Raw genomic sequence first — 20,150 nt, 5'->3', positions numbered from 1 at the left:
GCACGGTTCGGGCAGACTGCAGCGCTGTCAGCGAATGTCCACGCTGTAGCGGAAATGGCTGGCGTGCCCTCGCGAGCGGCGCCACTCCAGAGGCTCACCGGCGTAGTTGCGCGCCAGGCGTTCGATGACCACCACCGAACTGCCGACCGGAATCTGCAGCAACCGGCCATATACGTCGTTAACCGTCTCGGCCGTCAGGCTTTCTTGCGCACAGGCGACCACCTGACCGCAGACATCTTCGTAGATCGGATAAAGCAATGGCCCCTGCGTATCGAGGTCAAGCTCCAGCAATGCCTGAAACCGCGCACGTGGCAGCCAGATTTCTTCGGCCAGCACCGGCTGGCCATCCAGCAACCGCAAGCGGACCATACGAATCACCGGCGCACCTGCGCCCATCCCCAGCGCCTGAGCGACCGACGAAGGCGCATCCACAGGCTCGACGGACAAGATCCGGCTTTCCGGCACCCGGCGTTCACCCGCTTCGGTTTGAAAACGGAAAAAACGAAACAGCGAGGACTGAAACTGCGCACGACGAATGAACGTGCCACGCCCCTGCTGGCGCTCCAGAATGTTGTCGCTGACCAGCAGATCAATGGCCTTGCGCACCGTACCTGTGGACAGGCCATACTCTGCAGACAACGCCGCTTCGGTAGGAATCGCCTCACCCGGACGCCAGCGATTATTGGCAATCTGCTCCGCCAGGCTGTCGCGCAGGCGTTGATAAAGCGGTAGGCGTTCGTCGCTGGAAAGCTTGTTCATTGTTTTATTCATCCAGTCATCTATATGAATTTTCTGAAAAGAGTATTCATCCGTGGCAAGCGAAGGTCAATAGTTCGCGAGCGTGCGTGACTATACCGACACATCGCTGCGCTTCGCTGATCATCATTCCCGGAAATATCCTGTATCAACTCGCCGCACCTACTTAATGGCCGATAAAACCGTTAGCCTGCGCTGCATCGATCAAAAACCGTCTGACAGACACGCTTCCAGCGTCTGACAGTCCATGCTCAAGCGAGACTTTCATGCCCCACTCGTCCCAATCCGCGCATAACGCTGTGACCATGACCCCGGCCATGGTCATGCTGTTTGCCTTCTGCTGTGGCGCGATCGTCGCCAACATCTACTACGCCCAGCCGATCATCGAGCTGATTGCGCCGGACATCGGGCTGTCGAGCACGGCGGCCAGTCTGATCGTTTCATTGACGCAGATCGGTTATGCGCTGGGGCTGTTTTTTCTGGTGCCGCTGGGCGATTTGCTGGAGAACCGCAGGCTGATGCTGGTGACGACTGTCGTCGCGATTCTCAGCCTGCTGGGTGCCGCCTTCGCCGAGCAGCCGAATGTGTTTTTGCTGGTCTCGCTGCTGGTGGGCTTCAGTTCAGTATCGGTGCAGATGCTCATTCCGTTGGCGGCGCATCTGGCTCCGGAGGAGTCGCGTGGTCGGGTCGTTGGCGGGATCATGGGCGGACTGCTGCTGGGGATTCTGCTGGCGCGGCCGATTGCCAGTCTGGTGGCCGACCATTTCGGCTGGCGGGCGGTGTTCGGCTCGGCGGCCGTGGTGATGATCGGCATCAGCGTGGTACTGGCGACCACCATGCCAAAACGCCTCCCGGATCATCGTGCGTCCTACGGCCAGTTGCTGTTCTCGCTCTGGACGCTCTTGCGTACCCAGCCGGTGCTGCGCCAGCGTGCCTTTTATCAGGCTTGCATGTTTGCGACCTTCAGCCTGTTCTGGACCGCCGTCCCGCTGGAGCTGTCGCGCAATCACGGGCTGTCGCAAACCCAGATCGCGCTCTTTGCCCTGATCGGCGCGATCGGTGCCATTGCGGCGCCCATCAGCGGCCGCCTGGCAGACGCCGGCTACACCCGCATCGCCTCACTGGGCGCACTGCTGTTCGGCGCACTCAGCTTTCTTCCAGGCCTGGTTCATCCAGCCTACAGCGTGATAGGCCTGGCCATAACCGGCGTAGTGCTGGATTTCTGTGTGCAGACCAGCATGGTCCTGGGCCAGCGCACGGTCTACGCGCTGGATGCCGCCAGCCGCAGCCGGCTCAACGCGCTGTACATGACCAGTATTTTTATCGGTGGCGCCATTGGCTCGGCAGTCGCCAGCCCGCTGTTTGATCACGGTGGCTGGACCTGGGTGCTGATCGCTGGCACGGCACTGCCACTGATTGCATTGCTCGCGCTGCTCAGGGACCGATCCAGGCAGAATGCGTAAACCCTGCACTTTGTAACTGAATTGCAGGATAATGCCGCGGCGATGGCATAGCCCATCGCCCTTCTGGCTCTCTCTCGCACCTAAAGGCTCGCGTATCCGGCACCTCTGGATCTGCGCGATTGAACACGGATTGTACAGACGCCTCATCCCAAGGCCCCGAATCCGTCGATACTGCTTTTCAAGCGCATCGGCACGCACTTGCGCAACCCGAACAAGGCATAACAGCAATGGACGCAGCACCACGAACAAGCAAGATTTCCGCGATTTTCGCCAAGATATCGCTCGGCATCAGCGGTATGATCGGGGCTATCTGGAGCATCTTCACCTACCTTTTCCCGGACCCGGCCGTTCTTGGCCTCAGTATTGACTTCATAAACTGGAAGACACTGGTCATTATCGTCGGCACCGGCATGGTGATAAGCGGGCTGTACATCGCAATCATGGCCAGAAAGCTTCCATCGCCGCTCAAGCTCGGCGTCTGGCTGGCACTGTCACTATTTCTCTGCGCGGTGTTCTTCAAACTGGGCGGCGAATACGCTAAACCTTCGGTCGATTTCGCCCGCGCTCAGACACTGTTCACCGAGAACGAAAGCGCCAACCTGTTCGGCAAGCGCTCCGAGACCGTCGACAACGTAAGTATGGAGTTGCTGGGTTGTGACCAGAACGGCCAGTCGCCTACCTGCACGCTTGAGCTGATCAATAAAAGCGCCGATCGCGACTTCAGGTTTCTCAACCCGATCAGCCTGTTCGAAGAAACCGGCGGCGCGCTGGGGCTTTCGCAACTGCGTGTCGGCGATGCAAAGTTCGATCGCTGGGACAGCTTCCAGTTGATCCGCAACGTGCCTACCCGCGTGACACTGATCTTTGAAGCGACCAAGGGCCGTGTGAAGCAGTCACCTGCCTTGAAGCTGACCTTCCGCGATCGCGAGAACAAGGACAACGTGCTCAAGTTCAACGAGGTCAAGGTCAACTAGTTGAACGAAGAATGAGCGTCGCCCCCTCGGACGACGCACGTATTCACTGGCGGTTTGACTGCTTCAACCAAGCCGCCAGATCCATCACTTCAGCCTCGTTGATGCTGTGCCCCATGCCTTCATAGGCATGCAACTGCGGCGTCAGGCCGAGCGATTTCAACGTCGCTTCGGCTTGCGGGGCGCTGGCATAGGCCACCTGGCGATCCTGCGTGCCGTGACCGATGAATACGCTCAGTGCCTTGAGATCGTCGGAGGCCTTGACCTCGGACTTCACAACCGGCAACAGCCGTCCGCTCAACGCCGCGAAGCCGCCGACCAGCTTTGGCTGTCGCAGCGCGACTTCGTAACTCATCATGGCGCCCTGGCTGAAACCGATCAGGAAGACTTTGCCTGGCTGAGTATGAAACTTCTCGGTGGCTTTGCCGATGAACGCAGCCAACCGGGTACCGCTGCTTTTCAGGTCTTCAGTCACACCATCGTAATCCGCGACGCCGGGCTTCTGGGTGAACCACTTGTAGCTGTCGGCGCGCAACTCCATCGGCGCCTGTACCGACACGTAGTTGTAGTCGGCCGGAAGCTCTTCCTTGAGCCCGAACAGGTCGGCGGCATTGCTGCCGTAGCCGTGGATGAAAATCACCAGTGGCTGGTCAGGCTTGTCGACATTGGTCTGCGCCAGGTAATCGAGTGGCAGGTCCGTATGCAAGGTGTCCTGCGCCTGTGCCATTCCGACAAAAGCAAACAGCAAGGCAGCGAAGAATTTCAGCATGTTCATGACCTCTGTTTGACGCTGCCAGCGGGCAGCGTCGTGAGTGGGCGTGGTGGCAGAAACTAACACAGCCTCAGTTCTGCATGCTGGTCCGCGAAACTTCCGGCTTGATCAACTGCATCTGCTGACGGTAATCATCCGTTACCTGACGCGCCTGGCTGCTGCTGGTGATCACCCGCGGTGTAATAAGCACGATCAACTCGGTACGGCCCTTGGATTTGCTGGTATTGCCGAACAGCCATCTCAAGCCCGGAATGCGTCCCAGGTAAGGTACGGCGCTGACCGTCTCGGCATTGTCCTGCTTGATCAAACCGCCCAGCAGCACGGTCTGACCGCTCTGTGCGGCCACTTGCGTGGCCACCGAACGGGTGGAAATACGCGGATTGCCGTTGGCATCGCTGTTGTTGGCATTGGTGTCGGCACTGCTGACCTGCTGCTGAATGTCCATGTACACCAGGCCGCCCGGATTGATGCGTGGCACGACATCGAGAATCACACCGGTCTGCACATATTCGACGCTGCTCAATGTGGTGCCGGCATTGGTGTTGGTGTTGATCGAGGTCTGGCTGATCGGGATGTTGTCGCCGACCTGAATCTGCGCCTGCTGGTTGTTCATGACCACCAGCGAAGGCGCCGACAGGACCTGCGTGCGGCCATTGGTTTCCAGCGCCCGCAAGGCGACTTGCAGGTTGTTGCTGACAAAGGAGTAGAAGAACGCGTCAGTAGAGGCCAGCGCAGCACCGCCAGTACCAATCGCACCCTGGCTGCCCGCAGTATTGGTCACGTTGCCGGTGGTACCCGAGTTGCCCGCCAGACGCCCGAGGTACCACTGCACGCCCATGTCCAGCTCGCCGGTGAGCTGGACTTCCAGAATGCGCGTCTCGATCTGCACTTGCAGCGGCGGATTATCGAGGCGCTTGATGGCCGACTCGATCTCCTTCCACTGCGCCGGACGGGTGCGAACCAGCAACTGGTTGCTGCTCTTCTGCGCCGTGATGCGTGTGCTGGCGTCCAGAGACTTGTTATTGCCGCCAGACTCGCTGCCTTCCTGGCTGGCCGAATCCGAATCACCGCCACTCTGATCGTCGCCTTCGGATTCGCTGTCGCCATTGTTCTGGCTGTTGTTCATGCCCTGACTGTTGCCAAACCCCCCGCCATTGCTCAGGCCGCTGCCGGTACCGCCCAGCCCGTTGGAGCTGCTCATGCCGCCGACACCGTTGCCGCCACTGGAGTTGAGCGACGACAAGGTGGTGGTGCGCAAGCCTGGTGCAACTTTGGCCGCAGCGTCTTCCTTGATGGCGCCGGTGCCGTAAATCTGCCGCAGGTATTTGGCCAGATCGGTGGCCTTCATGTTGCGCACGTCATACACGTACATCTGCGGTTCGTTGCCACCGCCTTCGTCGATGGTGTGAATCCATTCGCCGACTTCGTGCAGGTACTCGGGCTGCGAGGAAATCGCCACCACCGAATTGGTCCGTTCGATTGGCAGGAAACGCACCATGCCCGCCAGCGGCATGCCGCTTTCCGGGCCGAACATTTTCTGCAGTTCTGGCATCAGTTCGCCAACCGAGGCGCGTTGCAGGCCGAAGACGCCGACAGACATGCCTTTGAGCCAGTCCACATCGAAGGTGTCGATGGTGTCCTGATAGTTGGCCAGCTCTTCGGGCGTACCCGCCAGGCTGAGCACATTGCGCGCCGGGTCTACCAGCAGGAAAGCGTTTTCGCGAGCGAACGGCTTGAGCAGCTTCTGCATCTCGGTCGCCGAGATGTAGCGCAGCGGAAACAGCCGCGCCGACATGCCGGCCGAAGGTTGCGCCACGCGCATTTCGGGGACCAGCTTGCCCGCCACCGCCTGGTTCGATGGCAGGATCACGTAGCGGTTGCCCTGTTTGATCATGGCGTTGTCGGTCCAGGACAGCAGCGTCTCGAGAATCGATAGCGCCTGCTGCTTGTTGACCGGCTTGGACGTCGAGAAGCTCACATCGCCCTTCACACCCTGGGCAATGCTGTAATTCTCGTGCAGCAGATCGCCCATGATGCTGTTGATCACCGCCTGAATCGGCTGATTGGTGAAGTTGAAGACGATGTCACCCGTCTCGGCCTGACGCGCTGCGGGAGCGGCGGCAGGCTGACGGATGAAACGCTGGTTGCCTTTGATGATCTGCCGCTGCGGCGAGCTGGTCGTCTGCTGGGAAGGTGGCTCGACGGGCGGTCTTTCGCTGCGCGGGTCTACCGGCGGGCGTTGTGAACCGGTTCCCTGGAGCGCTTCCTGCAGCATGCCATTGTCGGGATCGAGTGTGTCTGACTGTGACGCGCAGCCGCCAAGGGCGACGGCGGTGGCCAGGCAAAGCAAGGGTGTGCGCAAGGTAGCGATGGCAGGAACTCCAGAAAAGGTACCCATCACAGGGTGGAATCGTTGGTTAAGGTAATCGGCGGTGTATTCGACGGCGGCGGCAGACGCAGCGCGGGCAGGCGCAGGACTTGCGTGCGGTCATCGAGTTTGAACGTGGCCTGGGTGGGCTCCAGACGGTCCAGCGTCCAGCCGTTGGGCAAGCGATCGCCCTGACGGACTTTCAATGCCGGGCCGCTGGCCTGCTTGAGCAATGCCACACGCAGCGAGCCGTCCATGATCACCCCGGTCAGGGTCAGGCCAGCCAGATTGGTGGCTTGCGCATCGGCTTTGCGAACGGCCACGTCAGGGCTGCGATCAGGACTGAACAGCGGGGTTTTCCAGGTATTGGCGAGGCTGTCGAGGGTCGCCGACGGCGCACTGTGGACCTGCGCCCTCTGATCGACCGGGTTGCGCGGCGCCTGCTCGGGCAGCCAGTCCGGTGAGTGCGCAGCGCCGCTGAAGACCAGTGCGATCAAAGCTACCAACACTGCGGCGAAAGCCAGCAGTGCCCACTCCAGCGGACGCAGTGAACCGATCATTGCTCGCCCTCCCCGGCACTGGCCGGTTGCAGGTAGCCGCGCACCAGCAGGTGCACCACCAGTTTGCCGGCAGCACCGCTGGCCGGAGCGTTGGCGTCGCGACGCATACTCATCTCATCAATAAACAAAAACGGGCGCTGATACTCCAGCGCATGCAGGATGGCGGTCAGTGGTTCGATGGCGCAGTTCAGGGTCAGGCTGACCTTGACCTGCCGATACGGCTCGGCACTGTCCTGCTCAGGGGTGATCGGCATGCGCTGAGTCAACTCGCAGCCGCCGCCAGTGCTGGCCTGGCTGCTGATCAGGTCGGCAATGCGCTGCATCAGATCAGCGGCCACGGCACTGGGATCTTCGCCCGGCAGCAAGCTGGTGCTGCTGGCCGGATCACGGCGGGCCTGCTCCAGTTGCTCGCGCAACGAATCACCCTGCTGCAGAAGGCCCGCGTAGCGCTGCTGCTGTTCGCGCAACTGGTCGGTCTGTTCATTGATGTCGCGCAAGGGTCCGGCGAACCAGCTGTCGATCAACAACCAGTAAGCCAGGCACAACACCAGGGCCAGAATCATCAGGGCAGCGCCCCGCCGCTCACGGCTTGTCAGTGGACGGCGCATCGGCGTTCTCCTGCTGCTGGTTCTGGTGCAAATGCGCGCGCAGGGAATATTGATCCTTGCCGGTTTTGGTGTCGGGCTGGATCACCCCCTGAAACTGCGCATTATCCAGACTTCGGCAGTCCTTGACGCGGCCGATCAGCGCACTGGCCTTGGCGCTCTGCCCGGAAAAGGCCACCTCGGCACTGTCGCTGATTTCCATATGCTCGATCCAGGTGTCCGAAGGCAGGCAGGCGGTCAGCTCACTGAGCAGCGCCGAGAGCGGCGGCTGCGCAGCCTTGCGGCGCAACAGGTAGTTGGCAGCGCCCAGAGTGTTAGTCAATTGCTGGCGCAGTTGTTGGACCTCGCCAACCTGAGCCTTCTGCGCCTTGACGCTGGCCTGCATGTCATCGAGCAGGCTCTGGCGGTCGTTCAGCCACAGCAACATGGCGCTCAGCAGCAGGCCGGCACACAGCCAGATCAGCCCGCGCTGCAAGCGATGGCCGGAGCGCGACTGTTGCGGGCGCAACGGCATCGGCAGCAGATCGACACCCATGCGCTGCCCTGTAGTCAGGTTGTCAGCGCCCACGTCCGTGCCCACATCGACAGCATCGGGACGCAAGCCACGCTCGGCGCACTCACGGAGTATCGCGTCCAGCCGCTCGCGCAGGATTGCCACCAGCGTGACCTGCACAAAGCTGGCGCTGCGGCTGTCCTGACGGGCCACGAAGTACAACTGGCCCGCGTCAAATGGCGTGAAACGATCCAGCTCGTAGCCGACCACGGTCGACAGATTGCGTGCCGCAGCCGCAGGAAGCTGCAAGGTCTGCAACAGCACAGCCGAGGGCGGCAGCAGCAGGACCCGCCGTACCTGAGGCGATGCATCGGGCAGCGGCTCGACCAATGGCCAGACAAGCGCCTGCTCCACGGTCTCGCGGCCCAGCCATCGACGCACACGCGGAGGAAGGCAGGCGCGAAGCTCCGCTACCCACCATTGCCAGGCGTGTTGCGCCGGACTGCCACGCCACTGCCGGGCGACCTGTTCGCGTAACGCGTAAACAGGCGCCAGACGTGCAGAAACTGATGAATTCATTCTTGCCAACGCAACACCCTGTAGGGCTGTGCGCCTCCCTCCGATGGGCTCAATAAAACAGTGGTCTGTAACAGGGCGGTCACACCGCCCGGTCGTTCTGCGCGCGTGTCGATGGCCAGTACCTCACCGGCGTCGGCCCCGACCGCGCTCTGGTTCGGCAGGTTCAAGGCCCGACGCAGCAACGCCGAAGCGAACGCCGGGTCGGGCCGATCCAGACCGCTCCATAATGTTATTTCCGGCAACAGCCGGGTATACAGCGCCTGGTTCATGCCCGGCAGCTGGCGAACTTCCTCTACCACCCGCAGCGGTGACTGACCGCCATTGCGCTGCGACTCCAATACCTGGGCGATACCGCTGGCCTGATTTTTAGCCGCGCCGCAGGCCTGCAGCAGACGCGATATATCAGCAACCGGTGCGCTGTTGAGGTCCAGCTTGCCGCGCTCGCTTCTGATGCTCACCAACAGTTGCGTGTCATCCATCCGTAACGAGACCACACGCCCGTCAGCAATCCAGCGTTTGCGCTGTTCAGGATCGAGCAAGCCCTGTACAGCCATATTCATGCCAGCTTCGGCGGCCATCAGCGCCTGGGTGTTTTGCCGTAACCAGAGCGACTGCCGACTCTCCAGTTGCACCCACCCGGCCAGCCCGCCGAGCAACAGGCTCAGCAGTGCCAGCACCCAGAGCACCACCAGCAGCGCAACACCGCGCTGCGATTGGCTAGTCACGTTCATTCGCCGCCCGCCCCGCCGGACAGGTCCAGACGCAAGGCCACCACTTCCGAGACCCATTTCACCGCGCCATGGGTCTGCATATCGATGCGCACTGCACCCGGCAAGCGATTCGGCCAGGGCCATTCGGCCATCCAGCCGGTCGGCTTGCCCTTGGGCGTCAGCCCGCGATAACTGAACGTCAACGACTCGACGTTTTGCAGCAATACCTGAGGCTCACCCCAGGGCTTGAGAGCGATGCCATCCGCACTGGACAGAACCTGAGCGAACGACACCTGCAAAGACCGATGCTCTTGCGGCCCCTTGAGCTCCAGGCTGTGAACCTGGATACCGCCGCCTAGCTCGCCCGGCAGCGTTGCGACAAACCGCAACTGCTGCGCCGAGCCTTCAAAAAAACCGCTGTTGACGTCATCCTCACCAGACGTGTCCAGCGGCAGCGCCTGAGCGATCGAGCTGCGCAGAAACGCTTGCGCGGCGCGGATCTCGTCCAGGTTAACGGTGTAGCGCTCAGCCTTGAGCACCGCACGATTGGCACCCAGTAACGCCCCGGCAACCAGCACCAGCAGCACGCCGAGCAGGCTGATCACCAGCAACACTTCCAGCAGCGTGAAGCCACGCTGAGTGCCCCTCATGACCCCGCCCCGCTGACAGCGCCACGCAATTTAAACGTACTGAACTGGGCCTTGCGCTGATGCTCACTGAGCATCAGGTCGAGACGGAACATCCTCGCCTGACCATTGGCACCCGGCAGCTGACGGATATCCAGTGTCCAGTCGATGCCTGCGAGTTCGCCCTTTCGCGTACCGTTTTCCAGCGGACCGGCGCTTTCCTGATCCATTATCGTGCGTGCCGCATGGCTCAGCCGGTCACTGCGCGACACCTGCTGCAAGGAGCGCGCACTTTGCCCGAACGCCACCAGCAGAACACCGCTGCACACCGCCATGACGGTCAATGCAGCAAGCATTTCCAGCAGGGTGAACCCCGACTGCGATGTTTTCATTAAAGCGTCCGGACCTGGACGCTGCCGGTCAGCCAGCCAATATCAATACGCCAGCGCCGGTCGCCGTCAGCGACCACCACGTTGCCACCACTGGAGCCGCCGTCCGGGTAGAACTCCACAGCGGAACCAAGATCGGACGCGGTCTGCATGGTCACGCGCAGACTTTCCGGCCAGTGCATCTCGCGCTTGCCGGGCGCCTTGAAGGTCGCCTTGCGCAGATTGAATTCGGTGCGCGCCGGCTGACCGGTGACAATCGCGCGCACTCTGGTGGCCCGCAACGCTTCGACCATGTCGCCGACCGCGCGCCGTTCACTGGCGGTGCTCAAACCCTGTTGCAGACCGAAACCCACCAGACCGACGGCGATGCTCATCAACACCAGCACCACCAGCATTTCCATGAGGGTAAAACCCCGGCTTGCGACAGGCGTTCTCATGCCGAACGTTACTCCCAGTTGCCCAGGTCGGCGCTGTACCCTTCGCCGCCCGGCTGACCGTCCTGGCCGTAGAAGATCAGGTCGAAGCTGCCGTGCTGACCAGGGAAGCGGTAGCCGAATGCATGGCCGAACGGATCCTTGAGGTCCGAAGGCTTGGCGTAAGGGCCGTTCCAGTTCGATGCATTACCCGGCTTCTCGGTCAATTGCTGCAAGGTCTTGGGTGGCGAACCGACGTCCAGCGCGTAGCTTTCAATCTTCATGCCCAGGCTGGCCAGTTGAGCCTTGCCTGCCCCGTACTTGCCCTTGTCGACGTTGCCGCCCACCTGACGCACGACGATGGTCGCAACGATGCCCAGCAATACGATAACGGCGAGCATTTCCAGCAATGTGAAGCCGCCCTGTCGACGTGCGGGTTTGAAACGTGTACGGCTAAAAGTCATCGGAATGGTTTCCTGTTTCATGAATTCAGATATTGCTGGTCAGGCTCATCAGCGGCAGCATGATGGCCAGCATGATCACCGCGACCATGCCCGCCATCACCACCGTCAGCGCCGGTACGAGTGCGGCCAGCATGCGGTCGATACCGCGCTTGGCCTCGACGTCGAACACATCGGCGACCTTCATCAGCATGGTGTCCAGTTCGCCAGCCTGTTCGCCGACCTCGATCATTTGCAGCGCCAGATCCGGCAACAACGGCTGCGCGCCGAACGCGCTGGCCAGCGTACCGCCACCCTTGACCGACTCGGCCGCCTGCTCGACCTGCGCCTGCAGGGCACGATTGGTACAGACCTGGCGAGCGATCACCAGCGCCTGCAACAACGCCACTCCATTGGTCAAAAGCGTCCCGAGGGTTCGAGTCAGACGTGCTGCCTCAATGCGCTGCAATAAAGGACCGATCACCCGGATGCCCAGCAAACGGCGATCGCGGCGCTCGCGACGCTGCGGGTCGCGCATGCGAATGGACATGCCCCAGATCAACGCGATCAGGCCCGCCAGCACCGCCAGCCCGTAGTCGCTCAAAAACTCTCCGAGGTTGAGAATAACCTCGGTGATCAACGGAATCGGCACGCCGAGATCCTTGAAGATCGGTACGAATTGCGGCACGACGTAGGCCAGCAACAGCGCCAGGGAACCCAACACGCCCACCACCAGGAAGGCCGGATAGATCAGCGCGTTGATCACCTCGCCACGCAGCAACTGGCTGCGCTCCAGGTAATCGCTCAGCTGGCGCAGCGTACTTTCCAGTGCGCCACCGGCTTCACCGGCGCGGACCATGCTTATATAGAGGGGCGAAAACTGGCTGCCCTCTTCTTCAAGTGCCACGGACAACGGCTTGCCAGCCTTGACCTGTTCGCGGATACGCTCGATCAACGCTTTGGTCTGCGGTTGTCCAGGCTGTTTGAGCAGAATTCCAAGCGATCGTTCCAACGGTTGGCCTGCGCCGAGCAACGTTGCGAGCTGCTGGGTGAAGCTGACCAGCGCCGCGCCATTGAGCAAACCGCTGCCCAGCGCACGACGCAAACCGCCCAGACCGGCAGCATCGACCTGCAAAACCATTAGGCCACGCTTCTGCAACGCGGCAATGGCGGCGTCCTGATCGCGGGCCTCCAGCGTGCCATTCTGCGGCGCACCCTGAGCATCCAGCGCGCGGTACTTGAACAGACTCATGTGCCTTCACCACGGGTGACGCGCAGCACTTCTTCCAGCGAAGTCACCCCGGCCACAGCCTGACGCAGGCCTTCTTCATGCAGTGTGCGCAAGCCGCCACGTCGGGCAGCCTCTTCCAGCGTCGAGGCGTCGGCGTGACGCATCAAAAGACTGCGCAGCTCTTCGTTCATCACCAGCAGTTCGGTGATTGCACTGCGCCCGCGATAGCCGCCGCCGGGCGCATCGGCACGCGGACGATACAGACGGATGGGCCGCTCGTCAGTGAAACGCTCCAGCCCGTGTTCGGCGATCAGCTCCGGTGGCGCATCGAAGGCTTCACGGGTTGCCGGATCGAGACGGCGCACCAGACGCTGAGCCAGAATTCCGTTGACCGTCGACGCGATCAGATAGCTTTCGACGCCCATGTCCAGCAAGCGGGTAATACTCGCCGCCGCGCTGTTGGTGTGCAGGGTCGAGAGCACCAGGTGACCGGTCAACGAGGACTGGATGGCAATACGGCAGGTTTCCAGGTCTCGCATCTCACCGATCATGATGACATCCGGGTCCTGACGCACGATGGAGCGCAGCGCTCCGGCGAAATCCAGGCCGATGGATGGCTTGACCTGAATCTGGTTGATGCCTTCGAGCTGATACTCGACCGGGTCTTCAACGGTGATGATCTTGCGCTCGGCCGTATTGAGCCGTGACAGCGCGGTATACAGCGTGGTGGTCTTGCCGGAACCGGTCGGCCCGGTGACCAGCAGAATGCCGTGCGGACGCTCCAGCACGTCGAGAAATTCGTCCAGCCGTTCGCCATCGAAACCCAGGCTCGGGAAATCGAAGTTGATGGTCTGTCGGTCCAGCAGACGCATGACCACCGATTCGCCAAAGCTGGTGGGCACTGTCGATACCCGCAGGTCCAGCTCCTTGCCCTGGATGCGCAGCATGATCCGGCCATCCTGCGGCAGACGACGCTCGGCGATGTCCAGCCGCGCCATGATCTTCACCCTGGAAATCACCGCCGCCGAAGAGCTGGACGGCGGTGCTTCGGCTTCGTGCAAGACACCGTCGATGCGATAGCGCACCTTCAACTGGCTCTCGAAGGGCTCGATATGAATGTCTGACGCACGCTGTTCGACCGCGCGCTGCAGGATCAGGTTGACCAGACGAATGACCGGCGCTTCGGAGGCCAGGTCCTTAAGATGCTCGATGTCTTCCAGCGAGCCGCCCTCCTCATCCAGGTTCTCGATCAGGGTGCCCATTGCAGAGCGGCCCTGACCATAATAACGCTCGATAAGGGTCTCAACCTCGTTGCGTGGGCCGATGGACAGTCGCACCGGTACCGCGCAGGCATAGGCGATGGCCTGAAACGGATACGCCGTGGCGGGGTTGGCGCTGAGCACCTGCAGGCCTTGATCGCTCCAGCCTACCGGCACGACTTGATAGTGACGCATGAAGCGTTCGGTCAGTGGCGGCAAAGGATCCAGCAGCGGTGGCACAGCGTCGGCGAGCAACAAAGGTGCCTGCAGCAAGGCCGCCCATGCGCGGGCCAGTTCGAATTCGGAAACCAGTCCCAGACGCGTCAGCAGCCCGAGCAACTCAGTGCCTTCCGACTCCTGCTGCAAGCGCTGCGCGCGCTCCAGATCGGCCGTTTTCAGACCGGCATTTTCGATCAGCCAGGCGCAAACCTGCTGGGCATCCGGAATGAGCAGACGGGAAACTTCGACGGGAGCTGACGGCATGAATGAGGGCATTTTGCTACTTCGGAGGGACATATTACAGCACTCTCCGACCGGAGAGTGCTGCGCTCAAAGGCTTCAAACGATCAGTTTGACTGCTTTTGAGGGGTTGCGTTCTGCGGGCGACCGCCTTTTGTCGTTTCGGTCTTCTGGTTTTGCGCTTTCTGAGCCGCCTTGGCGTCCTGAGTCTGGGTCATCACGGTCTCGTCGCTGGCGCCGGAAGTTGCATCTGCATCCGTCGCGTCGTCGGCAAAGGCTGCACCACTCAGGGCAAGACCTAACACCACACCGGCACTCATCATGGAAAATTTCATCGTAGTAACTCCTCAAAAAACAAAAAGAGCCCCGCAAAAAAGCGGGGCAGTTGTAGAAACCGGTCAAGCACTAGCGCACCGCATATGTCGCAACTTGCGAGCCGTCTTTCTTCATCCTGAAAAATCTTAAACCCATCGACCAGTAGGTTTAACAAGAGTTCCTCAGATGTAAAGAAAAATTACCAAATCAAAGAAAAATACGCTTTTATTTGACATTTATGCCTTGTTTTATACTTAATTGTATCGTTTTGTAGATTCAAAACGCCATCACATGATGCCAAGGTGATGGCTCTAGACAAGTAAAAAAAGAAACGCCAAACAAAACTAATATGGCAACTAAGGAGTCCTACCTCGCGCCCTTTAAACAGGGAATAAACGCGACGACGAGAAACTGTTGCCCACAGAAAAGTTGGCCGAAAGCAGTAAATAAGAACGCATTTATCCTGCGCACGTGCGCAGGCAGACAGTTATTTGAAACGCAGTTGGAGAGCAATATGAACAAGCGAAAGATGATAGGCGCGCACTCGGCGCTGGCCTTGCTGGCATTGGCAGTATCCCAGGTGCACGCCGCTGACCCTACCGTGCAACAAGGGCGTGAAGATCGCGCCGAAAAAGCCGCACAGAAAACCCTGGCCAAGATGACCATGGAAGAAAAACTGGCCTACATTGGCGGCACCGGCGGCTGGGACGTCAAGCCGCTGACCAACTACGGCGTCCCGCAGATCCACGGCGCTGACGGCGGTGTGGGCGTGCGCTACACCAGCGAAGGCAACGATCAGGGTGTTGTCTACCCGTCCGGCCCTAACCTGGCCGCCACCTTCAACCCGCGTCGTGCCATCGACCTCGGCCGCGCGCTGGGTTATGACACTGCCGTCGGCGGCTACCAGTTCATCACTGGCCCCGGCGTCAACCTGTACCGCATGCCGTACGGCGGCCGTGCGTTCGAATACCTCTCCGGTGAAGACCCGTTCCTCGGCGCCAGCCTGGCACCAGGTGTCATCAACGGTATCCAGTCTCGTGGTGTATGGGCCAACGCCAAGCACTACGCGGCTAACGATCAGGAAAGCAACCGCTTCAATCTGAACCAGACAATGCCAGAGCGCGTGCTGCGCGAAATGTCGCTGCCTGCGTTCGAATCGTCGTCGAAAAACGGCAACGTGGCGATGATGATGTGCGCTTTCCAGAAAGTGAACGGTGAGTTCGCCTGCGAAAGCGAGCACCTGATCGCCCAGATCCTGAAGAAGGAATGGGGCTTCAAAGGCTTCGTACAGAGCGACTACAACGCTGTCGTTCACGGTTTCAACGCTGCCCGCGCCGGTACCGATCTGGACATGATGGGCTACCAGATGAACAGCTCCGTGCTGAAGCCGCATCTGGACGCCGGCGACCTGAGCGCTGCGACCATCGACGACAAGGTCCGTCGTATTCTCAAGCAGATCTACCTGTACAAGTTCGACAGCAAGACGCCGCTGACCACGCACAACATGAACAGCTCGACCAGCAACAAGGTTGCTCTGAACGCTGCGCGTGAAGGTATCGTACTGCTGAAAAACCAGGACAACCTGCTGCCGCTGGACAAGCAGAAAGTCAAGAAAATCGCCGTTGTCGGCACCCTGGCCAAGTACTCGCCACCGACCGGTTTCGGCAGCGCCAACGTCATGGCCAGCCATTACGTCAGCGAATTGAGCGGCCTGCAACAAATCGCGCCTAACGCCAAGGTCGACTTCATCGAAGGCCTGTCGCTGGACCCAAGCACCAGTGCCTGGACCACCACCGACGCAACTGGTAATGAAGTCCAGGGCATGAAGGCCGAGTACTTCAGCAACACCAACTGGTCTGGCGATGCCGCTGTCACCCGCACCGAGAAGCACGTTGACCTGGACTGGGCCAACGACAAGAACCTGCCGTTCGAAAGCAACACGTCGACGTCCGATCCGTACACCACCAAAGGCTCGACCGCTGGCCAGTTGAATGGCGATACATCGTCCACTTCGATTCGCTACACCGGCAAGGTCACCCCGACCCAGAGCGGCGAGCAAGTGTTCAAGGTGCGTGCCGACGGCGCCGTGCGTCTGTGGGTCAACGGCAAGAAAATCATCGACAACGGTGACGGCAAGCCGCTTCCGGGCAACAGCATTCCGCCTACCATTCCAGAGTTCGCCAAGATCAACCTGGAAGCGGGCCAGTCTTACGACGTGAAGCTCGAGTACTCGCGTCGTGCCGGCTACCTGTCGACCATGGGCGGCCTGGTAGGTGTGCAGTTGAGCTCCGCCTCGCTGAACGCTCCTCAGGACCTGTCCGGCTATGACGCCGTCGTGGTTGCCGTAGGTAACAGCAACGAATACGAAGGTGAAGGTTTCGACCACAGCTTCGATCTGCCTGAGTTCCAGAACGAGCTGATCCAGAACATCGCCAAGGTCAACCCCAATACCGTGGTGACCATGTATGGCGGTACGGGTCTGAAGATGAGCGACTGGATCGAACAGGTTCCAGCAGCGCTGCACGCCTTCTACCCAGGTCAGAACGGTGGTCAGGCCCTGGCCGAGATCCTGTTCGGCAAGGTCAACCCGTCGGGCAAACTGCCGATCAGTATCGAACGCAACATCGAAGACAACCCGGCTTACGCTTCCTTCCCGAAATTCGACAATCAGAACACTCTGACCGACATGGATTACAAGGATGACCTGCTGCTGGGTTATCGCGGATACGAGAAGAAAGGCATCAAGCCGCTCTACCCGTTCGGTTACGGTATGTCGTACACCACGTTCGGCTACAGCAACATCAAGGTGACGCCAGGCGTCGCGGTCGGCAACACGCCGATCAAGGTGTCCTTCGACCTGAGCAACACCGGCAAGGTCGGTGGTTCGGAAGTCGCCCAGCTGTACGTGGGCCAGCAGAACCCGAAAGTCGAGCGTCCGATCAAGGAACTCAAAGGCTACAAGAAGGTGTTCCTCAAGCCGGGTGAAAGCAAGCGTGTGACCATCGAGCTGAATGATCGCTCGCTGGCCTACTTCGATGAGAAGAGCAAGCAGTGGGTGGTCGATGCCGACACCTTCAACATCTCGCTCGGTTCGTCGTCGCAGGACATCCGCCTGAACGCCAAGCTGGTCAACTCGTTCCGTCAGGAACTGTCGACCACCACCAGCAACCCGCTGCCACGCTCCGCTCTGAACTCGGTTCTGGTCGAGAAACCACCGGTCAAGACCGGCGGTGTATTCAAGCAGACCGTTGAGTAAGCATTAGCTGACTGAAGGGTAAACGGACAAATAAAGGCTCAGGGACGAGCCCTTACCGCTGCATCGACCTGCGCAATGTAGGTATCGAAACACTCGACCAGATCCACCTGATCGGGAAAGCGTAACCACTGAATCTGCAAGCCATCCATCATCGCCAGAAGCTGCCGGATAATCTTGTCCAGATCCACATCCGCACGTACCTCCCCGCGCTCCACCAAGGCCGAAAACTGTCCCAGCAAATGCGCGTGAATACGCTCGTAGCGCGTCTGGAACCATTCATAGGCAGGCTGGTTTTCCAGCAGACTTTCCGCATTGAGGATCGAAAACGCTCGTACCACGCCGGGTGCCGTGGCGTTGGAGCGGTTGATCGCGCGCAAGCCGCCGAGCAGACCGGTCAAGGTGTTATCGGTGCGGACTTCGGCAGCAATTCGGCCGTTGACCTCGTCGCGTCGCTCCAGCACGCCCATCAGCAGCGAGATCTTGCTCGGAAAATGGTGCAGCAATCCGGCAACGGAAATACCGACGATGGCTGCTACCTTGGCCACTGAAGCGCCGGTATAGCCTTCAAGGGAAAACACTTGCAGTGCCGCATCGAGCAGTTCTTCGCGGCGCTTTTCGCCCTTTGGCGCGCGTCGCTGTCGGGTGACTGCCGTGCCCGTTTCCGTGGGGTCATGCCGAGTCATATCAGGCTCCTTCTTGAACAGCCGCGTACCCTAACGATTCAGGCAAGCGCTGGCAACGCTATTGAGCCGGATTGTTCGACAATTTCATCTTGTACAGCAGAACCATGGCAGGGTCAGGTGCGCTCCACCGGAACACTGCCCCAACCTTCGCCCAGCATGCGCTGCATCAGCACCGTGTCTACCCAACGGCCATGCTTGAAACCGACCGATTCGAACACCCCGACCCGACGAAAGCCAAGACGCTCATGCAGGCGCAACGACGCGATATTCTGGCTGTTGCCGATAACCGCAATCATCTGCCGCCAGCCGCCCGCTTCACAGTGCTGCACCAGGGCACTCAACAGCGCCTGGCCGATCCCCTGACCGCCGAGTCCATCGCGCACGTACACAGAATCCTCGACGGTAAAGCGGTAGCCTGGACGTGGCCGATACGGCGTAACGTAGCCATAGCCGAGAATTTCTCCGCCGCGCTCAGCTACCAGATACGGCAAGCCTTTCGCAAGGACCATACGACGACGCTGCAGCAATTCGGCCAGGTCAGGCGGCTCCAGCTCGAAGCTGGAAATCCCGTGCAGCACGTGGTCAGCGTAGATCGCCTGTACAGCAGGCATGTCATCGTCGCGGGCGTCACGCAGGTCAAAGGTTGAAGTCATGTCCAGGCTCTGTACGAATGTCTGTGAATGGCCGCAATGATGACGCTCACCACAACATTAAAAAAGCTATGATTTGTCATCCACAGCATAAGAAATACTTTGTCATGCGTCGGCTGAACCTCAATCACCTGCACACATTTTCGCTGGTCATTGCCCATGGCAGTTTTTCTGCGGCGGCGGAGCGTTTGCACCTGACCCAACCCGCGGTCAGCCTGCAGGTGCGACAGCTGGAAGATCAACTGAAGCTGCAACTGATCGAACGGGTCGGCAAACGCCTCAAACCTACCTCCGCAGGCAATGTACTGCTGGAGCATATCGCGCGCATCGATGCGGTGGTCGAAGACGCCCTGCAGGCGCTGTCCAGCCATGCCAGCGGCATTGCCGGAAAAATCGCCATCGGCACTGGCGCAACAGCGTGTATTCATCTGCTGCCGCCCATGCTGCAGGCGCTGCGTCGGCGTTTCCCCGAACTGGATGTGCGCGTCAGCACCGGCAACACCGAAGGCATCCTCAAGGCGGTCGAAGAAAACCTCGTGGATCTGGCGCTGGTCACCCTGCCCGCCTCTGGTCGCAGTCTGCACATCACGCCGCTGCTTGAAGATGAGTTCGTCGCGATTTTCGCCAGCAGCCAGCGACCGATGCCGGCACACATGACCCCGGAGCGCCTCAGCGCACAGCCGTTGGTCGTATTCGAAGCCGGCAGCAGCACGCGTAAGTTGATCGATGAATGGTTCCTGCATGCCGGCATCCGCGTAAAACCGGTCATGGAACTGGGCAGCATTGAAGCGATCAAGGAAATGGTCGCTGCAGGCCTGGGCTACAGCATCGTGCCGCGGATGGCCGTTGCTGCGCTGCACCATCGCCGCGGCCTGCAAGTGCTGCCCTTGGCAACAGCGCTGACTCGCACACTGGGAATTGCCTTACGCCAGGACAAACCGGTCAGCAAAGCCCTGCGTCAGGTGCTGGATGCGCTGCAAGACCTCAAAAGGTCATAAAGGCGCGCCACGATAGAGGCTTGATTGCGCCCTTGCACTATAAAGAGCAAAGGCACTCGGCCTGGCAAATAAGGTCGACAGTTGCACAGGCGGCGAATCAGGTTGTACGATGACTGCCCACTGGTAACTGAAAAAATGATGGCTGGCCTGCTTT

General features: G+C 60.3%; 20 protein-coding genes. 4 read left to right on the top strand and 16 right to left on the bottom strand.

What is annotated here, in order from left to right; translation table 11 throughout:
* Nucleotides 1-27: 27 nt before the first annotated feature.
* Nucleotides 28-759, bottom strand: a complete 732-nt coding sequence (locus JOE29_RS09460) for a GntR family transcriptional regulator (protein WP_210079421.1) — start codon at nucleotides 757-759, stop codon at nucleotides 28-30.
* Between the two features lie 263 nt (nucleotides 760-1,022).
* On the opposite strand from JOE29_RS09460, the gene JOE29_RS09455 reads away from it, so the two are divergent.
* A complete protein-coding gene (locus tag JOE29_RS09455; RefSeq protein ID WP_004417315.1) occupies nucleotides 1,023-2,219 on the top strand; it encodes an MFS transporter in 1,197 nt (398 codons plus the stop codon).
* Between the two features lie 227 nt (nucleotides 2,220-2,446).
* Complete coding sequence (locus JOE29_RS09450) at nucleotides 2,447-3,193, top strand: hypothetical protein (protein WP_210079420.1); 747 nt, start codon at nucleotides 2,447-2,449, stop codon at nucleotides 3,191-3,193.
* A 43-nt stretch (nucleotides 3,194-3,236) separates the two neighbouring features.
* Here JOE29_RS09450 and JOE29_RS09445 read toward each other — a convergent pair whose 3' ends face one another.
* From JOE29_RS09445 to JOE29_RS09385, 13 genes are all read right to left on the bottom strand, one after another.
* Nucleotides 3,237-3,959: a dienelactone hydrolase family protein gene (locus tag JOE29_RS09445; protein ID WP_024683618.1), complete on the bottom strand. Its 723-nt coding sequence runs from the start codon at nucleotides 3,957-3,959 to the stop codon at nucleotides 3,237-3,239.
* Nucleotides 3,960-4,032: 73 nt separating this feature from the next.
* On the bottom strand, nucleotides 4,033-6,360 hold the full coding sequence (gene gspD / locus JOE29_RS09440) for a type II secretion system secretin GspD (protein ID WP_003426187.1): 2,328 nt from the start codon (nucleotides 6,358-6,360) through the stop codon (nucleotides 4,033-4,035).
* Nucleotides 6,360-6,890, bottom strand: a complete 531-nt coding sequence (locus JOE29_RS09435; RefSeq protein WP_044313380.1) for a general secretion pathway protein GspN — start codon at nucleotides 6,888-6,890, stop codon at nucleotides 6,360-6,362. The genes gspD and JOE29_RS09435 overlap by 1 nt, the downstream gene beginning before the upstream one ends.
* Nucleotides 6,887-7,498 carry a type II secretion system protein GspM gene (gspM, locus tag JOE29_RS09430; RefSeq protein WP_003343405.1) on the bottom strand — a complete coding sequence of 204 codons (612 nt, stop codon included), beginning with the start codon at nucleotides 7,496-7,498 and terminating at the stop codon, nucleotides 6,887-6,889. The genes JOE29_RS09435 and gspM overlap by 4 nt, the downstream gene beginning before the upstream one ends.
* Nucleotides 7,473-8,567 carry a type II secretion system protein GspL gene (locus tag JOE29_RS09425; RefSeq protein WP_024961203.1) on the bottom strand — a complete coding sequence of 365 codons (1,095 nt, stop codon included), beginning with the start codon at nucleotides 8,565-8,567 and terminating at the stop codon, nucleotides 7,473-7,475. Before JOE29_RS09425 ends, gspM begins: the two co-directional genes overlap by 26 nt.
* On the bottom strand, nucleotides 8,564-9,298 hold the full coding sequence (locus tag JOE29_RS09420) for a type II secretion system protein GspK (RefSeq protein ID WP_198709496.1): 735 nt from the start codon (nucleotides 9,296-9,298) through the stop codon (nucleotides 8,564-8,566). The genes JOE29_RS09425 and JOE29_RS09420 overlap by 4 nt, the downstream gene beginning before the upstream one ends.
* Entirely contained in the window at nucleotides 9,295-9,927 is a 633-nt protein-coding gene (locus tag JOE29_RS09415; protein ID WP_003426183.1) for a prepilin-type N-terminal cleavage/methylation domain-containing protein, read from the bottom strand. Before JOE29_RS09415 ends, JOE29_RS09420 begins: the two co-directional genes overlap by 4 nt.
* On the bottom strand, nucleotides 9,924-10,295 hold the full coding sequence (locus JOE29_RS09410; protein ID WP_003343408.1) for a type II secretion system protein: 372 nt from the start codon (nucleotides 10,293-10,295) through the stop codon (nucleotides 9,924-9,926). Before JOE29_RS09410 ends, JOE29_RS09415 begins: the two co-directional genes overlap by 4 nt.
* On the bottom strand, nucleotides 10,295-10,729 hold the full coding sequence (locus tag JOE29_RS09405; RefSeq protein WP_003411575.1) for a prepilin-type N-terminal cleavage/methylation domain-containing protein: 435 nt from the start codon (nucleotides 10,727-10,729) through the stop codon (nucleotides 10,295-10,297). The genes JOE29_RS09410 and JOE29_RS09405 overlap by 1 nt, the downstream gene beginning before the upstream one ends.
* Nucleotides 10,730-10,737: 8 nt before the next feature.
* Nucleotides 10,738-11,169 (bottom strand): type II secretion system major pseudopilin GspG, encoded by a 432-nt coding sequence (gspG, locus tag JOE29_RS09400; protein ID WP_003317918.1) that lies wholly within the window; start codon nucleotides 11,167-11,169, stop codon nucleotides 10,738-10,740.
* Nucleotides 11,170-11,194: 25 nt separating this feature from the next.
* Entirely contained in the window at nucleotides 11,195-12,397 is a 1,203-nt protein-coding gene (gspF, locus tag JOE29_RS09395) for a type II secretion system inner membrane protein GspF (protein ID WP_058445156.1), read from the bottom strand.
* On the bottom strand, nucleotides 12,394-14,118 hold the full coding sequence (gene gspE / locus JOE29_RS09390) for a type II secretion system ATPase GspE (RefSeq protein ID WP_046266438.1): 1,725 nt from the start codon (nucleotides 14,116-14,118) through the stop codon (nucleotides 12,394-12,396). The genes gspF and gspE overlap by 4 nt, the downstream gene beginning before the upstream one ends.
* Before the next feature lie 83 nt (nucleotides 14,119-14,201).
* On the bottom strand, nucleotides 14,202-14,429 hold the full coding sequence (locus JOE29_RS09385) for a hypothetical protein (protein ID WP_017278752.1): 228 nt from the start codon (nucleotides 14,427-14,429) through the stop codon (nucleotides 14,202-14,204).
* A gap of 494 nt (nucleotides 14,430-14,923) precedes the next feature.
* Here JOE29_RS09385 and JOE29_RS09380 point away from each other — a divergent pair, with 494 nt between their 5' ends.
* A complete protein-coding gene (locus JOE29_RS09380; protein WP_210079419.1) occupies nucleotides 14,924-17,665 on the top strand; it encodes a glycoside hydrolase family 3 C-terminal domain-containing protein in 2,742 nt (913 codons plus the stop codon).
* A 38-nt stretch (nucleotides 17,666-17,703) separates the two neighbouring features.
* On the opposite strand, the gene JOE29_RS09375 is transcribed toward JOE29_RS09380, so the two are convergent.
* Nucleotides 17,704-18,348: a TetR/AcrR family transcriptional regulator gene (locus tag JOE29_RS09375; protein ID WP_003343422.1), complete on the bottom strand. Its 645-nt coding sequence runs from the start codon at nucleotides 18,346-18,348 to the stop codon at nucleotides 17,704-17,706.
* Between the two features lie 113 nt (nucleotides 18,349-18,461).
* Nucleotides 18,462-19,001 (bottom strand): GNAT family N-acetyltransferase, encoded by a 540-nt coding sequence (locus JOE29_RS09370; protein ID WP_003343424.1) that lies wholly within the window; start codon nucleotides 18,999-19,001, stop codon nucleotides 18,462-18,464.
* A 104-nt stretch (nucleotides 19,002-19,105) separates the two neighbouring features.
* Between JOE29_RS09370 and JOE29_RS09365 the strand changes: the two genes are divergently transcribed.
* Nucleotides 19,106-19,996: a LysR family transcriptional regulator gene (locus tag JOE29_RS09365; RefSeq protein ID WP_044313419.1), complete on the top strand. Its 891-nt coding sequence runs from the start codon at nucleotides 19,106-19,108 to the stop codon at nucleotides 19,994-19,996.
* Nucleotides 19,997-20,150 lie beyond the last annotated feature (154 nt).

It is taken from the genome of Pseudomonas sp. PvP009 (genome assembly GCF_017832995.1).
Classification (GTDB): domain Bacteria; phylum Pseudomonadota; class Gammaproteobacteria; order Pseudomonadales; family Pseudomonadaceae; genus Aquipseudomonas; species Aquipseudomonas syringae.
The sequence above is the reverse complement of the archived record's forward strand: the minus strand, read 5'-3'. Positions and strand labels throughout refer to the sequence as shown.

Bases quoted from the DNA above. Each gene is read 5' to 3' on its own strand.
- JOE29_RS09460 (WP_210079421.1), bottom strand. From the start codon at position 759: ATGAACAAGCTTTCCAGCGACGAACGCCTACCGCTTTATCAACGCCTG.
- JOE29_RS09455 (WP_004417315.1), top strand. From the start codon at position 1,023: ATGCCCCACTCGTCCCAATCCGCGCATAACGCTGTGACCATGACCCCG.
- JOE29_RS09450 (WP_210079420.1), top strand. From the start codon at position 2,447: ATGGACGCAGCACCACGAACAAGCAAGATTTCCGCGATTTTCGCCAAG.
- JOE29_RS09445 (WP_024683618.1), bottom strand. From the start codon at position 3,959: ATGCTGAAATTCTTCGCTGCCTTGCTGTTTGCTTTTGTCGGAATGGCA.
- gspD (WP_003426187.1), bottom strand. From the start codon at position 6,360: ATGGGTACCTTTTCTGGAGTTCCTGCCATCGCTACCTTGCGCACACCC.
- JOE29_RS09435 (WP_044313380.1), bottom strand. From the start codon at position 6,890: ATGATCGGTTCACTGCGTCCGCTGGAGTGGGCACTGCTGGCTTTCGCC.
- gspM (WP_003343405.1), bottom strand. From the start codon at position 7,498: ATGCGCCGTCCACTGACAAGCCGTGAGCGGCGGGGCGCTGCCCTGATG.
- JOE29_RS09425 (WP_024961203.1), bottom strand. From the start codon at position 8,567: ATGAATTCATCAGTTTCTGCACGTCTGGCGCCTGTTTACGCGTTACGC.
- JOE29_RS09420 (WP_198709496.1), bottom strand. From the start codon at position 9,298: ATGAACGTGACTAGCCAATCGCAGCGCGGTGTTGCGCTGCTGGTGGTG.
- JOE29_RS09415 (WP_003426183.1), bottom strand. From the start codon at position 9,927: ATGAGGGGCACTCAGCGTGGCTTCACGCTGCTGGAAGTGTTGCTGGTG.
- JOE29_RS09410 (WP_003343408.1), bottom strand. From the start codon at position 10,295: ATGAAAACATCGCAGTCGGGGTTCACCCTGCTGGAAATGCTTGCTGCA.
- JOE29_RS09405 (WP_003411575.1), bottom strand. From the start codon at position 10,729: ATGAGAACGCCTGTCGCAAGCCGGGGTTTTACCCTCATGGAAATGCTG.
- gspG (WP_003317918.1), bottom strand. From the start codon at position 11,169: ATGACTTTTAGCCGTACACGTTTCAAACCCGCACGTCGACAGGGCGGC.
- gspF (WP_058445156.1), bottom strand. From the start codon at position 12,397: ATGAGTCTGTTCAAGTACCGCGCGCTGGATGCTCAGGGTGCGCCGCAG.
- gspE (WP_046266438.1), bottom strand. From the start codon at position 14,118: ATGCCGTCAGCTCCCGTCGAAGTTTCCCGTCTGCTCATTCCGGATGCC.
- JOE29_RS09385 (WP_017278752.1), bottom strand. From the start codon at position 14,429: ATGAAATTTTCCATGATGAGTGCCGGTGTGGTGTTAGGTCTTGCCCTG.
- JOE29_RS09380 (WP_210079419.1), top strand. From the start codon at position 14,924: ATGAACAAGCGAAAGATGATAGGCGCGCACTCGGCGCTGGCCTTGCTG.
- JOE29_RS09375 (WP_003343422.1), bottom strand. From the start codon at position 18,348: ATGACTCGGCATGACCCCACGGAAACGGGCACGGCAGTCACCCGACAG.
- JOE29_RS09370 (WP_003343424.1), bottom strand. From the start codon at position 19,001: ATGACTTCAACCTTTGACCTGCGTGACGCCCGCGACGATGACATGCCT.
- JOE29_RS09365 (WP_044313419.1), top strand. From the start codon at position 19,106: ATGCGTCGGCTGAACCTCAATCACCTGCACACATTTTCGCTGGTCATT.